Raw genomic sequence first — 19,625 nt, forward strand, 5'->3', positions numbered from 1 at the left:
TATCCCAAAAAATGTTTGGGCTACAAGTCACCGAGAGAATTTCTTATAGGTGGCTAACTCGGAATTGAAATTTGCCGAAAATTATTTGTGATTATTTGATATTGATGGATAGATGGATGGATAGGGTGTAACTATGACAACTATATTGAGTGATTTACCTTACTAAAAAGAAAGACTATTATCTTATCTTAAATTATCTTTTGGCTTTATAGTTGTTCTTGATTAAGCTCCGGTTTCTAATTGACTGCGGAGCTGGGCGATGGTTGTGAGGGGGAGTGCTGTCAATTCTGCTATATCCTCGTCCGACATGTGCTTAGTAAGCATGTTGCGCGCTATTGAGTAGCTGGCTTGAAGTTGACCTTCCTCTATGCCTTCTTCTCTTGCCCAGTAGATTCTACTATAATTAACTTCTAGAATGTCTAATTCGTCATTGAACATAGCTTGTTCCTCAACTATTGGTTAGTAGCTCGCCTTGGAGATCATGAATTTGGGACAGGGAAAGACCTGTACTTTGGGCAATGAGCTCTGGGGATAGATTGGCTGACAATAAATTGCGTGCTATCGAGTAGCTGGCTTGAAGTTGACCTTCTTCTCTGCCTTCTTCTCTACCTTCTTCTCTACCTTCTTCTCTTGCCCAGTAGATTCTACTATAATTAACTTCTAGAATATCTAGTTCGTCATTGAACATGGCTTGTTCCTCAACTATTGGTTAGTAGCTCGCCTTGGAGCTCGTGAATTTGGGACAGGGAAAGACCCGTACTTTTGGCAATGAGCTCTGGGGATAGGTTGGCTGACAATAAATTGCGTGCTATCGAGTAGCTGGCTTGAAGTTGACCTTCTTCTCGACCTTCTTCACGACCTTCTTCGCGACCTTCTTCACGACCTTCTTCGCGACCTTCTTCGCGACCTTCTTCGCGACCTTCTTCGCGACCTTCTTCTCTTGCCCAGTAGATTCTACTATAATTAACTTCTAGAATGTCTAATTCGTCATTGAACATGGCTTGTTCCTCCTTACTCCAGCTGGCGAAGTCCAGGGCATGCTCGGCTTGGTGGATGATTTTATCTAGAGGAGCTGTAAATTCTCGGTTCCCAAAAAATTCAAACCATTTCTTAAGCTGGTTTTTATCGAAAGTTTCGGGCTGGTATTTGTCCAACTCTAGAAAAGCCATTTTGAGCAAGCTGTGGTCCTTGGGACTATCCTTTAGCTTGATGGTTAGTTCTTGATTAGTGGTTTCTTCTCGAATGGAGAAGATATGAAAGGCCTTATCGTCTGGGAAATAATTTTTCTCCAAAAGGGCGATACCGTAGACCGGATAAAGCCGTTCATGGATCAAATGTGTCTCCTGAAATTCCTTGCGGATATTTTCAAAATTATCATGCACCTGGCTACAAATATAGGTCCATAGCCGATTCACAAAGGACCGTTGCTTGACAATCTGGATTTCAATGATGACTTGCGTGCCGTCATCCAGCTCAACCAAGATATCTGTGACGGTATAAAATCCTCTCGGCAGTCCGTCCTGTGGTAGGCGAATCTGGTGACCGTCTAGTAATTCGACGGATTTGACAGGTAGGTCTAATATATCTGCTATAAAGTGCTTGGTAACTTCCTTATTTTGGAAGATTTTTTTTGCTACGGTGTCGTAGGTGGGTTTGAGTCTGGTATGTCGCATAGGTTTTCTCCTTAAGTATAGAATTCCTTGAACATTCCAAACTATTTTCTACTTATATTTTAGCAGTTTTTATTAAAAAGTTCAAGGTTGATAATGTGGGACATGGTCCTCTATCTTATTTATTCGTATTTATAAGGAGAAAAAAAGAGAAACCTTGCGATTTCTCTCTTGAATTATTTCATTTTTTCTTTGATTTCATCGTATGAGAGGGGGTGGACATCTTCTTCATCGTGCTCTGTTTTTTCAGGCATTTGGCCTTTTTCATAGAGCGATTTGATTTGAACGCTGTCCAATGTTTCATATTTGAGTAGGGCTTCTGCAATCAACTGGTGTTTTTCACGGTTGTCCTGGATGATTTCAGCTGCTTTGTTATGGGCTTCTGTCAGGAGATTACGTACTTCTGTGTCCAGTTCGTAAGCAGTTTGTTCAGAAATGTATTTTTGAGTAGTTTGGGCACCGAACATAGCATGGCTACCTTCGTACTGCATTGGTCCCATTTTTTCACTCATACCATATTCAGCAACCATAGCACGCGCCATTTGCGTTGCTTGTTCAAAGTCATTGGATGCACCAGTCGTCTGTGTATTGAAGATAATTTCCTCAGCCACACGACCACCCATGAGTCCTGCCAATTGCTCTTTCATGTCTTCCTTAGATAGAAGCATTTGATCTTCTTTAGGAAGGGCAATCATATAACCACCAGCGCGACCGCGAGGGACAATAGTAACCTTGTGAACTTCACGTGCATTTGATAGGACAAGGCCGACAATTGTATGACCTGCCTCATGGTAGGCAACGATTTCACGCTCTTTAGCTGAAATCTGACGGTCTTTCTTAGAAGGTCCGGCGATAACCCGGTCTTCCGCCTCGTCAATATCCGAAGCGTCGATAACGGTTTTATTGCGTCGAGCTGCAACAAGAGCAGCTTCGTTGAGGACATTTTCCAAATCGGCTCCGACGAAACCTGGTGTTTGTTGGGCAACCAATTTCAAATCAACATCATCAGCCAGCGGTTTATTCTTGGCGTGCACCTTGAGAATAGCTTCGCGGCCCTTGACATCTGGACGACCAACCAAGACCTTGCGGTCAAAACGACCTGGACGAAGAAGAGCTGGGTCTAAAACATCACTACGGTTTGTAGCTGCAATAACGATAATGCCTTCATTTCCTTCAAAACCATCCATTTCAATCAGGAGTTGGTTGAGGGTCTGCTCACGCTCATCGTTACCACCGCCCATGCCGACACCACGTTGGCGACCGACAGCATCAATCTCGTCGATGAAAATGATGGCTGGAGCTGCTTTTTTAGCGTCTTCAAAGAGGGAACGAACACGGCTGGCACCGACACCGACAAACATTTCAACAAAGTCTGAACCAGAAATCGAGAAGAATGGGACACCTGCTTCGCCGGCCACTGCCTTGGCAAGAAGGGTTTTACCAGTCCCTGGAGGGCCTTCCAAGAGGACACCTGCTGGAATACGGGCACCGAGTTTGGTAAAGCGTTTTGGATCTTTCAGAAACTCAACAACTTCGACCAACTCTTGCTTTTCTTCTTCCGCACCTGCTACGTCTGAGAAGCGGACCTTGACATTGTTCTTTTCAAAGGCTCTGGCCTTGTTACGACCGAAGTTCATAGCGCCTCGGGCACCTCCGCCTCCTTGATTCATCATCATGAAGAAGAATCCACCGAAAATAATCAAGGGAAGGAAGTTGAGGATAATGCTAAACCAGAGACTATTGGAGCTTTCAGGCTTTATCGTAACTTTAATCCCTTTTTCATTGGCCAGGGTTTGAAGTTCTGATAGATTTGTCTCGGAAGGTAAAATCAGGGATTTGAAGTTTTTGTACTTGATTGTCTCTGAAACTTGGAACAATTTAATAGAAGAGGCTAGCTCGTCTTTGGCTGTTTGTTCCTTTTTGTACTTACCTGTAATTTCGATAACGCTTGAATCAGGCTGGTAGGTTAGTTCTGATACATTATCATTTTTAAGCTCGGTAATGACTTGAGAATAGGGAATTTCTTGCACTGTTACTTGTTTGCCAGCGTTAAAAAATTGGAAGGCTGTCAAAAGAGTCGCAATGACAAGAATAATGAGAAAAGGATTTTTTATAAATCCTTTATTTGGTTGATTGTTCATAATAATAGTAGGAAACCTTTTCTATTTTGTATAAACTTCCTCTTTCAGTACTCCAACATAAGGAAGATTACGGTAATTTTCGTTGTAATCTAGACCAAAACCGACTACAAACTCATTTGGAATAGTGAAGCAGGTATAGTCTGGCTCAATTTCAACAACACGGCCTTCTGGTTTATCCAAAAGAGTCGCAATTTTGATAGAAGCTGCTTGACGGAAGGCAAAAAGCTCCTTGAGTTCTTTCAGGGTACGGCCAGTATCAATAATGTCCTCTACAAAGATAATGTGACGACCAGCGACGCTATTGTCCAAATCTTTGATGATTTTTACGGTACCACTGCTTTCTGTACCACCGTGGTAGCTAGAAACGACCATGTAGTCTGTCTCTACGTGGGCATCGATATGCTTCATCAATTCAGCCATGAAAGGAATAGATCCTTTCAAAATACCCACAAGAAGAGGATTTTTGTCTGCATAATCCTGGGCCAAGATTTGACCTAACTCTTTGCTTTTCGCAATGATTTCTTCTTCTGAAACGAGAACTTTTTTAATATCATTATCCAACATAATGTTTTACTCTTTCTGTTTGATATATAAGATAGCTTTCATTATACCATTTTTTGCAGATTTACTCAAATCAGTGATAAGCAGATTGGCAATTCCATAAATTTTTTCAGCCTGTTGGACAACTATGGCTTCTTGTCGTACTTGCTGAGGAATTTTTTGGTCAATAAACCAGCGACGGAGTTTCTTCTGAACACCATTTATTAAAATGCTGTCTCCTGCCTGTCTGCTGCGTAAGGTAATGGGGCTATCTGGTTGCAGATAAAGGATTTGTTGGGCATCTTCCAGTGGTTGATTGAGGGAAAATAGGTAGTCCCCATAAGTGAAGATACCGTCTGATTCTATCACAAGGGGAGCTAGCACTTCATCCGTCTGAGGTTGGATTTTGCTGATGCAAAACTGATGATAATCTTTTTCTAATTGGTAGCCGTTTTTTAGGCTGTGACGATAATTGGCCTTGGATCGTAAAATATGGAGAACTTGGTCAAACTGAGCAGCTGTCAATTGAAGGTCTGGAAATTGTCCTAAATATTCTTCCAGAAGAAAACTTTGTACAGCCTGTGTTTGCTGCTGAAAATGCTGGAGGTTGGTGATTTCTACATCTTTGGTCAAATCACGCAGGGCTTGGACCAACTGTTGGCTTTCGGATGCTAACTGGAGGAGATTCTTATCCAGCTGAGGATTTTCCTGTCTCAATTGTGGCAAATAGGTATTTCGGATACGGTTTCGTAAATAAGCTGGACTGGTATTGCTAGAATCTTCAAAATGAACTGTTGCTGGAAAATCAGATTTTTGAAAGGTCAGCAAGGGACGAATCAGCTGGCCAGGTCCGAAGTCTTGGACTGGCTGAATGGCTGAGATGTGACGCAGTCGATTGCCACGGAGAATCCGCATGAAAACTGTCTCAGCCTGGTCGTCCGCATGATGCCCCGTGACCAGAGCAGTATAGCCTTTCTGGTCCATGACTTGTTTGAAAAAGTCATAGCGCCATTTCCGCGCAGCATTTTCCGAGAAAGCTCCTTGAAAATGTGAAATATAAACAGGAAGTCGTAGTTGAGTCGCTAATTCTTTGATATAGCTCTCCTCTTCCTGGGATTCTGGTCGTTGCTGGTGGTTGATATGTGCTATGCCTAGTTCGATATCTAGCTTCTCCCTGCTGTCGTATAGGAGTTGCAAAAGTGTCAGGGAATCCAGTCCACCGGATACAGCCACCAAAACTTTTCTGTGTTTATCAAAAAAGTGACCTTGGCGTGTCACTTTTATAAATCTTTCTTTCATTACTTCAAAATCTCGTAAATATCCTTGGCAATTTGTGAAATGTCGTCGTAGCTTGCCTTGTCCGTGAAGATGGACAAGATGAAGGGTGAGTCTGTGTAGACAAGAGCAACGTCGTGCCTGAAATCATAGGCGTCACCTATCTTATGGGCCACCGGAACCGGAATGTCCTTGGGAATGCGCTGGTCATCGAATCTGGTTTCCTTGAGACTATCAAGTACGAACCCACCTTGATGGTAAATAGCTTCCATCATTAGTCCAGCTACTTTTGGAGATGTTTCACGTGTAACCATGTCCCATTTTTGACCAGTGATGGAGGTGATGTCATCGTAAAACTGCTGATTAAACTTGTCAGCCAGGTAGTAGCCGACAATATTGCTTGCGACATTGTCAGACTCTTTGGCGATACGGTTGAGCAGGTCGTCAACTTGGTATTCTTTATTGTCAACTCGCTTGCTGATGGATCCACTGCCTGCAGGGTCATAGGCTCCATCAAAGTTCTCTGTCTCCTTTACATACTTGACCTTATCTGTCAATTTAAAACGCCCTAAATCAATTTGTTTTTGGGCATAATAGAGTGTAGGAAGCTTAGAAACACTGGCTGCATATAGAATCTTATCCTGATTGATACCTGCTTCTAACTGACTTGACACTTGCTTGACATATATAGAGTAGTTGTCTTTGTTGTATTTTGTGTCTAGGAGTTTTTGAACTCCTTCCATCCTATTATCTTGGGTTGACAAGTGGTCAAGTAGAGCCCAGCCCTTGCCGACAATCTGAACAAACTGACCTCTCGGTGTCTCCACGAGTGTGTCAACCTGAACAGGCTGATAAGGAGGAAGAGTACTTTCTTTTTCATCCTGCTTTGTAAAAACAGGACTGGTTGAAATTCGAGTATTTTCCTTGGTCCAATAGGTCTGCTCAAGACCTACCTGGTTTAAAATCCTGTCATCTGCTACTTGGTCTTGACTAGCCAAAACATAGGTGCCATCCGATAGTGTGAAAACCTGCTGGTGGTGGTTATTTACCTCTAAACCTGCTAGTTCCAAACTGGAATCAGGCCCTATCTTGTGACTATAGTGGGTCAGGTCCATATCCTTAAACACATGGAGTTCTGTCAGGGAAATCGGGTTGCTAGGTAGGCTATGAAAGATGGGTTGGTATTCTTTTTGATTGAAAGTTACGTACTCTTCTTGCGTGATTTCAAAGGGGACTTCTGTGCTGTCCACAATGGTTGCAGAAAATAAAATTGGCAAGAGGAGTATGACTAATTTTTCCTTCATTCTCCATTCTTTCTATTTGGAAATTTCTTGTTGTGGATCAACGGACACTTTTAGCTGTTGATTTTTTTCAGTGAGTTCTTCTAATTTGTCATCGGAATAGGACAAAAATAACTCAACATTTTTTAATAAATCTTCTGTCATTTGGGCAACAATCCTGGAATATTGTAGATAAACTCGCCATCTTTTGAAAACTGATACTTGGCACGGACATATTTTGCAGCATATTCTTCATCCTGCAATTTTTTGACTAGGGCGTCACGAAGTTCCTTCTCACGAGAAAGGTCTTTGTACTGATTTTCCAATTCAACTAGTTTGGCTTCATTTTGCTTCAATTTCTGATGAGTAGCCACTAGATTATAGGTTGGCAACATAAAGAGAAAAATCACCAAGACAATGACCGTCGCTAAAAAACGGTTTTTTTGCTGTTTTTCTAGCTCTTTGCGGTGAAATCTTTCCTTCTCAGCATCAATAAAACGATTGCTGATTTGGAGAACCTTAGATTTTTTCATCTGCTTCTATCCTTTTTTCGCTAACGATTTCGTACATTTTCAGAGCGTCTTCTTTCTTGGTCGAGTCTTTCATTTCCAAGACCTTGACTGTCAAGAGTTTGTTTCCAAATTGGATTTCGATTTGATCATTGATTTTGACATCCGTTGAAGACTTTGCCAAAATTCCGTTGATTTTGATACGGCCCTTGTCTGCCACTTCTTTTGCAACTGTCCGGCGCTTGATAATACGGGATACTTTTAAATATTTATCTAGTCTCATTTGAATTACCTCAACTAAATATTATATCATTTTTTAAAGTTTTTGGTAGAATAGGATAACTTTGTTACCAAAATGTAAAAAGAGAGTTTGGAAACTCTCTCACCAAAATATGAGTGCTGAAATGACTACTCCTGCGAAGAAAATGAGAATTGATGCATTCAATGAATTAAACAGTTCGGCACAATCAACCTTTACTTAACTTAATTTGGGCCAATTTTTCTGCGAATTGGATCAATTCCTCCAAGATTTCATAATCCTTCTGTTTTTGAAGGGTAAAAATTACTTCTAAACGGCCCCGATTCTCTGCAATTTGGACCTTGAGATTGGTCACCGATAGGGCCTGGAAATAATCCTGGGTCAGGAAAATTTGACCAGCCATGGGCTCAAAGGAAATTGTAATCTGCTGTTTCTTTCTAAGGACACTATGGCAGAAAACCTGGTCCAGATAAGATTTGAGGAGACCAATTTCTAGCAAATAAGCTACAACATCCGGATAGTCTCCGAAGCGATCGACCAACTCTTCCTGCAATTCTTGATAGTTTACACGGCTGTCAATGTTCTTGATCCGCTTGTAAATCTCGATTTTTTGACGCTGGTCTGAAATGTATTCACTCGGCAAATAGGCATCAATCTGCAAATTAATTTCCGTATTACTCTTCTGACGCTGGCCAGCTTTACCTTGCCTTTCAAGAATGGCCTGTTCCAAAAGCTGAGAGTACATTTCATAGCCGACTGAGTCAATAAAGCCAGACTGGGCTGCACCGAGAATATTTCCCGCACCGCGGATGGACAGGTCCTGCATAGCAATCTTGAAGCCAGACCCCAGTTCTGTAAAGCCTTTGATGGCTTCTAGGCGTTTTTCAGCCACTTCTGTTAAGGACTTGTCAGGCCGATACATGAGATAGGCATAGGCGATACGATTGGAACGGCCGACACGACCACGAAGTTGATAGAGGGTTGACAGTCCCATATGGTCGGCATTTTCAATAAAGAGGGTATTGGCATTTGGAATATCAACCCCTGTTTCAATAATGGTAGTCGTAACGAGAACATCGTACTCCCCTTCCACAAAGGCATAGAGGGTATTTTCCAGTTGAATTTCAGACATTTGTCCGTGAACATAACCGATGCTGGCCTCTGGAACCAACTCTTTCAGCTCTGAAACTTTTTGCTCAATGGTGTCAACTTTATTGTAAAGATAGTAAACCTGTCCGTCACGGTCTAATTCACGGATAATGGCATCGCGAATGACTGTTGGATTGGTTTCCATGACATAGGTTTGGACAGGATAGCGATTAGTTGGTGGTGTTTCAATAACAGACAAATCACGAATTCCAAGCATGGACATTTGCAGGGTCCGAGGTATAGGAGTTGCGGTCAAGGTCAGGACATCAATTTTCTTTTTCAGCTCTTTAAGGCGTTCCTTGTGCTTGACACCAAAGCGTTGCTCCTCGTCAATGACCAGTAAACCTAAATCGGAAAATACCACATCTTTGGAGAGTAGGCGATGCGTACCAATGATAATATCCACCTGGCCTTTTTTGAGCTTCTCCAGCGTTTTCTCCTGCTCTGCCTTGGTCTTGAATCGGCTCATCACGTCAACATTAACAGGAAACTCAGCAAAGCGCTCTTGGAAATTTGCAAAATGTTGCTGGGCTAGGACCGTTGTCGGCACTAAAATTGCAACCTGTTTGCCATCATTGACCGCCTTAAAGGCTGCCCGCATGGCTACTTCTGTCTTACCAAATCCAACATCCCCGACCAAGAGCCGATCCATGGGCGAATCCTTCTGCATATCCTTTTTGATTTCGTCAATCGAGCGAAGTTGATCATCGGTTTCCACATGTGTAAAGTAGTTGTCAAACTCTTCTTGACTGGCATCATCAGGTGAAAAGGCAAAACCTTTGAGCTGACTGCGCTCTGCATAGAGCTTAATCAAATCATCCGCAATGTCTTCAACCTGCTTTTGCACCTTCTGCTTGGTCTTTTGGAAACGACCGTCGTTTAGCTTATTGACCTTAGGTGCCTTGCCGTCTGATGCCAGGTATTTTGACAGGAGGTCAATCTGCTCTACTGGAATGGAAATGCGGTCAGCATTCTGATATTGCACAGTAACATAGTCCCTATGAACACCCGATATTTCAATGGTTTCAATCCCTAAATACTGACCGATTCCGTGAACATGGTGGACTACATAATCTCCGACTGAAAGCTCACTATAATCCTTAATCCGCTCCGCATTGGACATGTTTGTCCTGCGGATTTTGCGCTTGATTTTCTTATTAAAAATTTCCTTTTCAGTGATGACAACCAGCTTTTCATCCATAAGGTGAAAACCAGCTGACAGCTGACCGACGGTGATTTGCTGCTGCCCAGCGACTAATTGTGATGCTGAATGGACTGGTAAATGAATCTCGTATTCCTGTAAAGATTTCTGTAAAGCTTGTAAACTTGTTTCAGAAGAAGCCTGGATAATGACCGTATTGTTTGATTTGGCATAGCGAGCCAGTTCATCTTTTAAAAGCGGAATTTGGTGGAAAAATTCCTGCATGGGATACTGAGTAAATTGATAAAGTCCGTCAAACTTAACATTGCCCAGACCTTTCTGGAAACTAGAAAAGAAGGTGGCTGGCTTGTATTTTCTCAAACCAGCATAGGTTGACGCGAAGTAATTCAAACTTGACACTGATTTACCATTCTGTAAATTCTGTGTCAAGACATCCGCAACTTCTTTCTCAAACTGGGCCTGTTTATCAGAAATTTTATGGAAATCATCTAGAAAAATAGGTGAACCTTTTGGAAGGTAATCCAAAATAGTCCAGCTATCCTCATATAAGAAGGACAGGAATTTTCTGAGATCCGGATGACGGTAGGAAGACTGCATGTCTGCCAAGACTTCCTTGAGATAGGAAATCTGTTCTTCTTGATTGGAACGCTCAATCGTTTTCTGAATGATAGGAATAGCTCGTTGGTAGTCCTCTTCTGTCACAACCATTTCTGATGCTGGTGAAACGGTAATCTGTTCACAATTTTCCAGAGACTTCTGGCTATCGATGTCAAAAGTTCGTATGCCGTCTATTTCATCACCGAAAAACTCCAGACGATAAGGATGCTCAGCCTGCATATCATAAATATCTAAGATGTCTCCTCGCTGGCTAAATTCTCCCTGGGTCAAGACACGAGAAACCTTCTTATAACCTGTATTGACAAGTGAATTGACAAGGGTGTCAACTTCCATTTCCTGACCAACTGAAAGTTCTAATCTAGCAGATTGATAGGCAGAAGGACTAGGTAGCAAAACACGGCAGGCAGCCATACTAGCTACCAGAATACCTGATGAAGTCTGGTCTTGTAGGAAATTCAAACTATCAATTCGAGACTGGGTTCGCTCTTTGGAGGCAAAAACAAACTCGGCAACAGGACTGTCATCTGTAAAGAAGTTGTAAACAGAGTCGCTACCAATAATAGCTGACAAATCTGTTGCCAAGCGCTCGGCCTCATTTTGGGTCGCCGTCACAATTAAAATCTTTTCTGCCAAGCTATCAAAGGCAGTTGCCATGACCAAGGACTTGCTGGTTCCTGATAGTCCTAGGATGAGTTGGCGAGTGGATTTATTCAGTCCTGCCTGCCACTGATTGATTTGCTTATTTTGGTGTAATAAATCCAGGATGTTCATTAGCCGTTAAACTTTCTCATGATGGTATCAAAGTCATCTTCCTGTAAATAGAAGTTGACAGCCTTGTCAAGTTTTTCAAGAGCTAGGTCAATGTCAATGCGGTCCTCCGTATCAAATCCAGATAAAACATGATGAACCACACTCATCTTGCCTTTGGGACGACCGATGCCAATCTTGATGCGGTCAAATTGATCTGTTCCTAGATACTTGATGATAGACTTAATACCATTGTGGCCACCGGCAGAGCCTTTTTGACGAAAACGGATTTTTCCAACAGCCATGTCCAAATCATCATAGGCCACCAGAATATCAGTCTCATCCAGTCCGTAGTAGGTCAGCAGCGCATGCACTGCCTTACCCGATTCATTCATAAAGGTCGTCGGCTTGACCAGAAAAATCTTCTCTCCGTCAATAAAGGTCGTTGCAAGGTCCGCTTGGAAAATCTTATCGTGCGTAAAAGCCACATTTTCACGCGCTGCAATCTTATCAATCAGCATAAAGCCGACATTGTGCTTGGTTTCAAAATAGCGGTCACCGGGATTGCCTAGACCTATTATCAATCGTGTCATTTTTTCTCCTTAAACACCAAAAGGGTTGGAAGTCTTTCCAACCTACTATTTTTATAGTTGTTTTTTGATTGCTAAACATTTGCTTAGTCTAGTCATCAAAGTCACAGGCAGTACTGATAGTACGGCAAGACGAGATAACAACGAATAAGCGAATATTAGGCATCAGACATTAAAGCGGAACTCCATGATGTCCCCATCCTGGACCACGTACTCCTTACCTTCTTCACGAAGGCGTCCAGCCTCTTTAACAGCCTTCTCAGAGCCATAGTGCATCAAATCATCATAGGACATGGTTACGGCGCGGATAAATCCTTTTTCGAAGTCTGAGTGGATGATACCGGCCGCTTGAGGCGCCTTGATACCTCGCTTGAAGGTCCAAGCACGGACTTCTTTTTCACCTGCTGTAAAGTAAGTACCAAGACCAAGTAAATGATAAGCTGCACGAGTCAGTTTGTCAACACCAGACTCAGTCAAACCGATTGCCTCCAAGAATTCTGCCTTGTCCTCGTCGTCGAGTTCCGAAATTTCTTCTTCGGCACGCGCTGAAATGACTACCACTTCTGCATTTTCTGTCGCTGCGAAATCGCGGATTTGTTGAACATACTCGATGCCGTCTGGGTCAGCGACCTTGTCCTCATCAACGTTAGCTACATAAAGGACTGGCTTGGTGGTCAAGAGGAAAAGCTGCTTGACAATTTTTTGCTCTTCGTCTGTAAAAGCTACTGTACGAGCTGATTTACCATCTTCCAAGACGGGCTTGATTTTTTCGAGAACGGCAAATTCTGCCACAGAATCCTTGTCTTTCTGGGTACGAGCCATCTTCTCCACACGCGCATAGCGTTTGTTGATACTCTCCAAGTCAGCCAAAATCAATTCTAGGTTAATCGTATCAATATCAGCAAGCGGATCAACGAAGGCATCTTCACGCCCCTGCTCCCGCATGACATTTTCATCGTCAAAGGCACGAACCACGTGAACAATGGCATCCACCTCGCGGATATTGGCCAAGAATTTATTTCCCAAACCTTCCCCTTTTGAGGCACCTTTTACGATACCGGCAATGTCTGTAAATTCAAAGGTGGTCGGCACGGTTTTCTTTGGTGTAATCAACTCTGTCAACTTGGTCAAGCGCTCATCTGGCACCTCTACCATTCCCACGTTTGGATCAATGGTCGCGAAAGGGTAGTTGGCAGCCTCTGCTCCTGCTTTGGTAATTGCGTTAAATAAGGTTGATTTACCAACGTTTGGCAAACCGACGATACCTGCTGTTAAAGCCATGTTTTTTTACTCTCCAATTAAAAATTCAATCATGACTATTATAGCAGAAAGTAGAGGAAAAAGGCGATATGACGGAACGAAATTAGAAAATTTTATTTATGAAAATACAATGAAAATATGACTACATTATTTATCATGATAAAACTGATGACAAAATTATAATTATCCATGGATTGATTGCCTAGCAATTCTTAGGAACTTGTCGCAACCAGCAGTTGCAAACTGTCAACTAGGACTCGCTTTCAAGAACTTTCTTCATTTTCCGCTCAAAATCATGCCGGCTCATCATAACCACATGGTCACAGTTGCTGCAACGGATTTTAATATCTGCACCTAAACGAATGACTTCCCACTTATTGGCTTTTTTGCCAGTCGATTTGATGACACAGGCATGAGGCTTTTTCATTTCGACGAATGTTCCTAATTGATACATGGTAACTCCTTATAGATAGATTTTTCTTTCTTGACAAGTCAATACAAACTCTGTCCCCGCCAGCATCTCACCATCCGTTTGAAATAGGATTTGCTGACTAGTTTTGATAGAAATAGTTTGGCACTGGAGATGTTTGATATATTTGGATTTCTTATGACGCTTAAGGACCAAATCGAGCAAGGCCAGCACCCGTCTATGAATTGGGCTGTTTTCAATATAAACCAGATCGATTTTCTGCTCATGAGCAGAGGCTTCCGGCCAAATCATGATACCACCGCCAAAGTAGGTATTGTTGGCAAGAGACAGGAAAAAGAGATTCTTCAACTGTTGTTCCTGGCCATCAATGACCGCGTCCACTGTCAAGGACTGCGCATCTAAAAGACTTCTGATAGCCATTATCAGATAGGTCAATTTGCCAACTTTCACGCGCTTAAGCCAGTTTTTGAGCTTAGAGGATTCTGAGCGTGCAATCACCTGGGCAGCAAAACCAGCATCCATACTATTGACAATAATCCCAAAGGACGTCTTCAAAACACAAATAGACTGCGTTTTTTCTGTCAAGAGGGCAGTTAGGACAGTATCTATCTCTCTGATTTTCATTGATTTGGCGAAATCATTGCCCGAACCTGTCGGATAATAAGCAAAAGGTAGTTGGCTTGGCCAATCCGTCAGGCTTTTAGATAGCGTACCGTCTCCACCTAAAATGAGCAGTCTATCCCCGTCTCCATAGCCTTCTAAAACCTTTTGAATCTGAACTTTCTCATCATGCTTTCCCTGGGTCAGATAGGTCTTAAAGTCTACTTGTGGATAAGTTTTTTTAAGCTGGTCTATTATACTCTCTGCAGAATGACTGCCAGCATTTGGATTTGCTAAAATGTGTACAATCATAGGTAATTTTAGTATAACATAAAAACGGCTCAATGGCCGCTTTTACTGTTATTAGTTGGTACGAACAGGGGTTACCAATTGGATAAAATTGTCATCCTCACTGTTTGGCACCAGAGTAAATGGACGAACGTTGGAAATAAAGCTCACCTTCACCTGCTCACTGTTGGTCGCTTTGAGGGCTTCAATCAGATAAGTTGGGTTGAAGCTGATCACCAGATCCTCACCTGAAACGTCCAAGGTATCGATTTCTTCATTGACGCGGCCTACTTCTGGAGAATTGACATGGGCTGAGACAATACTCTTGGTAATTTCCAGTTTCACCGTTCCATTCTGAGTAGCATTGGACAAGAGACGAGCACGCTCCATAGACTGACGGAGGTGGGAGGTATCAAAAACAGCTGTCGTCTTAAATTCTTTTGGAATGAGACGGTCGGTATCTGGATAGGTCCCTTCCAAAAGACGGGTATAGAAACTAATATACTCGCTTCTGAAGAGGATTTGGTTGTTGGAGAAGAAAACCTCTACCTTTTCAATTTCATCGGTAAATACGGCCGTAAATTCGCGGAGAGAGCGGCTTGGGATGACCACATTGAAATCATCTCCTGGAGTCTCCAAGACCAATTTACGCTGGCTGAGACGGTGGGAGTCGGTCGCCACTGTTTTGAGCTGTTTATTATCTGTTAGCACAAAGTGCACACCAGTTAGGATTGGACGACTTTCCTGAGTTGAGGCCGCAAAGGCTGTTTCGTTGATGGTTTGCTTAAGGACTTTTGTTTCCAATACCAGAGGTTTTGAAGTTGGCACTTCTTGCAAGCGTGGGTATTGCTCAGCTTCTTTTCCTTTGAGGGTAATTTCAGATTTACCACTAGTCAAGACAATCTGCTTTTGTTCGATTTCATTAAAATCAAGAACTAAATCTGGCATGCTAGAAACTACGTTGATAAAGAAAGCTGCTTCCAGAAGGATAGCTCCGGTTGAGCTAATCAAAAGACCAGCATTTTCATCTTGAACAGAAATAAAGTGTTCGATAGAAATTTGACCATTAGAACCAATCAGGCTAATACCTTCCGTATTAACAGCAATTTTAACAGTAGATAAAATAGGAATAGCATTCTTGGTACTGATAGCACGTTTGGTAATATTTAATGCTTGTAGGAAAACAGTTTTGTTAATGGAAAATTGAATCATGGATTCTCCTTTATTTATATATAATAAGGGTTAGTAATAGTAGTAGAGCCTGTGTATTCTGTGGAAAAGTGTAAGCAAGCGCATCAGAATAGGAAAAAAGGCTTGTTTACAACTTGTGGAAAACTGCGCACAAGTATGGGATTACATGATCTTGTTTTTGATATTTGTAATTTCAATCAGGAAGCTTTCGTTATTCTTGAGCATGTCCCTTATCTTTTTATAGGCATGCATGACAGTTGTGTGGTCTCGATTACCGAAGGCCTTGCCAATTTTTGGAAGGGAGTTGTCCGTCATTTCCCTTGCTAGATACATGGCTACCTGACGGGCTAGGACAATATTTTGCAATCTCTTGCTTCCCTTTATTTCCTTGAGGCTAACGCCGTAGAATTTTCCGACCTCAGTCTGGATGGTTTCAATTGGGATAACAGAATTTTTTGGTGCTGCCTGATTGCGTCCTCGGATGGCCTCAGCTGCAATGTCGACGGTGATAGTGGTCAAATTTCTCATTCCAGCCAGGAGGCTGATATCTTTGAGAATACCTTCTAAATTTCTGACATTGGACTGGATTTGGCCTGCCAGATAGGTCAGGGTATCATTTGGAAATTCAAATGGATAGGTGGCACACTTGGTTCTGAGGATGGCCTCGCGCGTTTCGATATCTGGTGGGTAAATCTGGCAGGTAGCTCCCCAACTAAAGCGGGATACCAGGCGGTCTTCCAAATTATCCAGGCTATCTGGATTTCGATCGCTGGTTAGGACAATCTGTTTTCCTTGGCTCAAGAGAGCATCAAAGGTGTGGAAGAATTCTTCCTGTGTTGAAGCCTTCCCCTTTAAGAGCTGGATGTCATCAATGAGCAACAGGTCAAGATTTCTATAGTGCTCCTTAAATTCTTCCATGTCCAGTTCTTTTTTGGTGAGATAGTTGACAAATTCGTTAAGGAAGGATTCAGATGTGACATATTGAACACGCGCGTGTGGATTGTCTCCCAGGACTTGGTTACCAATTCCGTTGAGCAAGTGAGTTTTCCCAAGACCAGGTCCTCCCCAGATAAAGAGAGGATTGTAGAGCTGTCCAGGTGAATGAGCTACAGCTAGAGCAGCAGATTTGGCCATCATATTACTACCACCTTGGACAAAGTTATCAAAGGTGTATTGGGGCTGGATGCCTGATTGAATCGGAAGAAAACTGGATTTGCTGGGCTTGCCTATCGGAGCTGGAGTATCTGCTTCTGCTGGTGTTGTAACGACCTTATCAGCTTTATAGGCCTTGTCAGATTTTGGTTCTGATACAGATTGATAGGTATGGTAGGTGACGGAAATTTGCTCACCCAACACTTCTAAACCAGCAATCAGTATCAGTTCTTCAATATTTTGTTTCCACAATTTTTTCTTACTGGCCAGTATACTGTCGCTAGTTCCAGCGAGAAAAATTGTTGCAACGCCATCCTGCAATTCAATCAGGCGCGCTTCTTCAACCAGTAGCTCGTAGACAGAATTGGAAAGACTGGACTGGGCTAGTTCAATAAATCGATTCCAAAATTCTTGTTCCTTGTCCATTTGAAGCCTCCCTTCCTAAAAAGTGCTTATTCTAAGTTTACCATAAAAGGAAAAAGTTTTCCACAAGAATAAATATTTTTCCACACTGTTTATATCACTTATCCACAAGATGTGAATAAGTAAATTTATCACGATAAAATCGGCTTTTTCCACTATTTATTCCTGTTTATAAGTAGGGGGATTATTTTTATTAGTCACACAATTTTTTTAAGGTGTTGATAATTCTTTCGAATTCTTCGTTGGAATCAAAGGATAGGCTAATCTTCCCCTGACCAGATTTCTGCTGTCTAATCGTGACCATGGTTCCTAGGAGTTTCTGTAATTCAGTTTCTTGCTCCTTCAAAAAGAGATTTGTTTTCGGTGGGGCTTGTTTTTTCTTCTTTTTCAAAGCATTTTCCAGCCAACGAACACTTAATTGCTCCTGTTGGATACGCTCTATCCAGTAGACTTGTTTCGATTCAGGAAGACCGATTAAGAGACGGGCATGCCCCTGGCTGATTTCTCCGGTTTCAATGGCAGTAATGGTCCTGTTACTGAGGCTCAGCAAACGCAGAAGATTGGAAATATAAGGGCGGGATTTGCCCATAATTTGAGCAATTTCATCGTGGGTCAGCCCCTTTTCAATCAATTTTTGATAAGATGCTGCTTCTTCAATGGGATTCAAGTCCGACCGTTGGAGGTTTTCGATAATAGCCTGCAACATGAGCTGGTCATCGGATAATTCCTTTACAAGGGCTGGAATTTCTTTTAGACCGGCTAATTGACTGGCTCGTAAACGTCGTTCTCCAGCCAATAATTCATAGCCTATGAGAGAGGATTTTCGGACGATAATCGGTTGGATAATTCCATTTTCTCGGATAGACTGGGCTAGTTCCAATAATTTTTCTTGGTCAAAATGTTTTCGTGGCTGAAAAGGATTTGTTTGAATATCCTTAATCGCTATCTTTTTTAATTCTTCCATACAGTGACATTCTAGCAAAAAAAAACTTACTTTACAATGCTGTAAAGTAAGGTTTTTGTTCCAACTATTAAGAAAGGGCGTCCGTAGAGTGTGTCAACTTTATGTCAACCTTCTCTTCTTTGCCTTGACGGTAATAGGTGACTGTAATCGTGTCGTTAATTTTTTGTTTGTAAAGGGCACTCTGTAAATCGCTCTTGCTCTCAATTTTCTTACTATTGATCTCAGTAATGACATCGTAGGTTTTTAATTTGCCATCAGCTGGTAGGCCTGACTCGGTTGAAACAACTACTACACCTGAGGTTAAATCTGTATTTGCCAGACCTGCTTTTTCTAATTGACTGGTTGACAGATCGGTCAAGTCGACCATGTGAACGCCCAAGGCTGGACGAACTACCTTACCATTTGTTTCCAATTGATTGATAATAGAAACAGCGTCATTTGAAGGAATCGCAAATCCCATACCTTCTATAGAGACACCACCATTATTGGCCAGAGAACTGGAAGTTATCTTACTTGAATTGATTCCGATAACCTGACCCTGAATATTGATGAGGGGGCCACCAGAATTACCTGGGTTAATGGCTGTATCTGTTTGGATTGCATTGGTGGAGATGGTTTGTCCGTCCTCTGTTTGAGAAGTGACAGTCCGGCTAAGGCTGGAAATAATGCCCTGGGTGACGGTATTGGCGTAAACACTACCTAAAGGACTACCGATAGCGATGGCTGTTTCTCCGACCTTAATGCTGTCTGAATTGGCAAATTCAGCGACAGAGTGGGCTTTCTCAGCATCGATCTTGATAACGGCTATATCTGAATAGGTGTCTGCTCCCACTAGCTGTCCACTAACTTTCTCACCAGATGCTAAGAGAATGTCAATTTTTTCAGCATTAGCAATAACGTGATTGTTGGTGACAATGTAGGCATCCTTGCCATCTTTTTTATATATAACACCAGATCCCTCTCCTGCCACGGCCAGCTCATCGGAGCTTTCAATAGTACCAAAAATAGAGCTGAGGCTATTTGGTGTAGGCTGCTGGTAATTGATGACAGATACTACGGCATCCTGTACTTTTTCCACAGCCTTGGTTGTTGAATTCTCATTTTGATACTGAACTTTGCTGATGGTGGTTTCACCAGACCCCGCTTGCTGTGGAGCTGCGGGATTTTGGAAAGAGGACGCAACCAGATAGCCACTGATTCCTCCTAGAAACCCAAAGGCGAATAGAATGATAAATTTCAAATACTTTTTCATGACTTTTTCCCTTTCAGATTTAATCCATTTTCTAAAGATTACACTACCTTTCTTAATTATAACTTAAAATTTTCAAAAATCAATCCACAAGCTGTGGATAACTTTTTTCTTCTGTGTATATACTC

General features: G+C 42.2%; 19 protein-coding genes. All 19 read right to left on the bottom strand.

What is annotated here, in order from left to right; all coding sequences use genetic code 11:
- Window positions 1-222: 222 nt before the first annotated feature.
- Complete coding sequence (locus ACHBHN_RS05595) at window positions 223-438, bottom strand: hypothetical protein (RefSeq protein WP_394733769.1); 216 nt, start codon at window positions 436-438, stop codon at window positions 223-225.
- A 10-nt stretch (window positions 439-448) separates the two neighbouring features.
- The gene (locus tag ACHBHN_RS05600) at window positions 449-688 is read right to left on the bottom strand and encodes a hypothetical protein (RefSeq protein WP_394733770.1); all 240 of its coding nucleotides are present in this window, start codon (window positions 686-688) and stop codon (window positions 449-451) included.
- Between the two features lie 10 nt (window positions 689-698).
- Window positions 699-1,673 (bottom strand): Rpn family recombination-promoting nuclease/putative transposase, encoded by a 975-nt coding sequence (locus tag ACHBHN_RS05605; RefSeq protein WP_394733771.1) that lies wholly within the window; start codon window positions 1,671-1,673, stop codon window positions 699-701.
- 173 nt (window positions 1,674-1,846) lie between these two features.
- The gene (ftsH, locus tag ACHBHN_RS05610) at window positions 1,847-3,811 is read right to left on the bottom strand and encodes an ATP-dependent zinc metalloprotease FtsH (RefSeq protein ID WP_172010097.1); all 1,965 of its coding nucleotides are present in this window, start codon (window positions 3,809-3,811) and stop codon (window positions 1,847-1,849) included.
- A 21-nt stretch (window positions 3,812-3,832) separates the two neighbouring features.
- Window positions 3,833-4,375: a hypoxanthine phosphoribosyltransferase gene (gene hpt / locus ACHBHN_RS05615; RefSeq protein ID WP_394733772.1), complete on the bottom strand. Its 543-nt coding sequence runs from the start codon at window positions 4,373-4,375 to the stop codon at window positions 3,833-3,835.
- Between the two features lie 6 nt (window positions 4,376-4,381).
- On the bottom strand, window positions 4,382-5,650 hold the full coding sequence (gene tilS, locus ACHBHN_RS05620) for a tRNA lysidine(34) synthetase TilS (RefSeq protein ID WP_394733773.1): 1,269 nt from the start codon (window positions 5,648-5,650) through the stop codon (window positions 4,382-4,384).
- The gene (locus tag ACHBHN_RS05625) at window positions 5,650-6,930 is read right to left on the bottom strand and encodes a serine hydrolase (RefSeq protein ID WP_394733774.1); all 1,281 of its coding nucleotides are present in this window, start codon (window positions 6,928-6,930) and stop codon (window positions 5,650-5,652) included. Before ACHBHN_RS05625 ends, tilS begins: the two co-directional genes overlap by 1 nt.
- 12 nt (window positions 6,931-6,942) lie before the next feature.
- Window positions 6,943-7,071, bottom strand: a complete 129-nt coding sequence (locus ACHBHN_RS05630; RefSeq protein ID WP_254610581.1) for an SP_0009 family protein — start codon at window positions 7,069-7,071, stop codon at window positions 6,943-6,945.
- Window positions 7,068-7,439, bottom strand: a complete 372-nt coding sequence (locus tag ACHBHN_RS05635; RefSeq protein ID WP_105111350.1) for a septum formation initiator family protein — start codon at window positions 7,437-7,439, stop codon at window positions 7,068-7,070. Before ACHBHN_RS05635 ends, ACHBHN_RS05630 begins: the two co-directional genes overlap by 4 nt.
- Window positions 7,426-7,698 carry an RNA-binding S4 domain-containing protein gene (locus ACHBHN_RS05640; RefSeq protein WP_105111349.1) on the bottom strand — a complete coding sequence of 91 codons (273 nt, stop codon included), beginning with the start codon at window positions 7,696-7,698 and terminating at the stop codon, window positions 7,426-7,428. The genes ACHBHN_RS05635 and ACHBHN_RS05640 overlap by 14 nt, the downstream gene beginning before the upstream one ends.
- A gap of 184 nt (window positions 7,699-7,882) precedes the next feature.
- A complete protein-coding gene (gene mfd, locus ACHBHN_RS05645; RefSeq protein ID WP_105160703.1) occupies window positions 7,883-11,374 on the bottom strand; it encodes a transcription-repair coupling factor in 3,492 nt (1,163 codons plus the stop codon).
- Complete coding sequence (gene pth, locus ACHBHN_RS05650; RefSeq protein ID WP_105160704.1) at window positions 11,374-11,943, bottom strand: aminoacyl-tRNA hydrolase; 570 nt, start codon at window positions 11,941-11,943, stop codon at window positions 11,374-11,376. The genes mfd and pth overlap by 1 nt, the downstream gene beginning before the upstream one ends.
- A 162-nt stretch (window positions 11,944-12,105) precedes the next feature.
- A complete protein-coding gene (gene ychF / locus ACHBHN_RS05655; protein ID WP_105111346.1) occupies window positions 12,106-13,221 on the bottom strand; it encodes a redox-regulated ATPase YchF in 1,116 nt (371 codons plus the stop codon).
- A gap of 229 nt (window positions 13,222-13,450) precedes the next feature.
- Complete coding sequence (locus ACHBHN_RS05660) at window positions 13,451-13,654, bottom strand: DUF951 domain-containing protein (RefSeq protein WP_105111345.1); 204 nt, start codon at window positions 13,652-13,654, stop codon at window positions 13,451-13,453.
- 9 nt (window positions 13,655-13,663) lie between these two features.
- Window positions 13,664-14,542: a diacylglycerol/lipid kinase family protein gene (locus ACHBHN_RS05665; RefSeq protein ID WP_394731816.1), complete on the bottom strand. Its 879-nt coding sequence runs from the start codon at window positions 14,540-14,542 to the stop codon at window positions 13,664-13,666.
- A 51-nt stretch (window positions 14,543-14,593) separates the two neighbouring features.
- Window positions 14,594-15,730, bottom strand: coding sequence for a DNA polymerase III subunit beta (gene dnaN / locus ACHBHN_RS05670; RefSeq protein WP_394731817.1), 1,137 nt, complete (start codon window positions 15,728-15,730; stop codon window positions 14,594-14,596).
- A 141-nt stretch (window positions 15,731-15,871) separates the two neighbouring features.
- Entirely contained in the window at window positions 15,872-17,287 is a 1,416-nt protein-coding gene (gene dnaA, locus ACHBHN_RS05675) for a chromosomal replication initiator protein DnaA (protein ID WP_105111342.1), read from the bottom strand.
- A 190-nt stretch (window positions 17,288-17,477) separates the two neighbouring features.
- Window positions 17,478-18,248 (bottom strand): ParB/RepB/Spo0J family partition protein, encoded by a 771-nt coding sequence (locus ACHBHN_RS05680; protein WP_105111341.1) that lies wholly within the window; start codon window positions 18,246-18,248, stop codon window positions 17,478-17,480.
- 67 nt (window positions 18,249-18,315) lie between these two features.
- Window positions 18,316-19,500 carry a trypsin-like peptidase domain-containing protein gene (locus ACHBHN_RS05685; RefSeq protein WP_105160706.1) on the bottom strand — a complete coding sequence of 395 codons (1,185 nt, stop codon included), beginning with the start codon at window positions 19,498-19,500 and terminating at the stop codon, window positions 18,316-18,318.
- Window positions 19,501-19,625 lie beyond the last annotated feature (125 nt).

Source organism: Streptococcus sp. A22 (assembly GCF_043674215.1).
Lineage (GTDB): Bacteria > Bacillota > Bacilli > Lactobacillales > Streptococcaceae > Streptococcus > Streptococcus suis_V.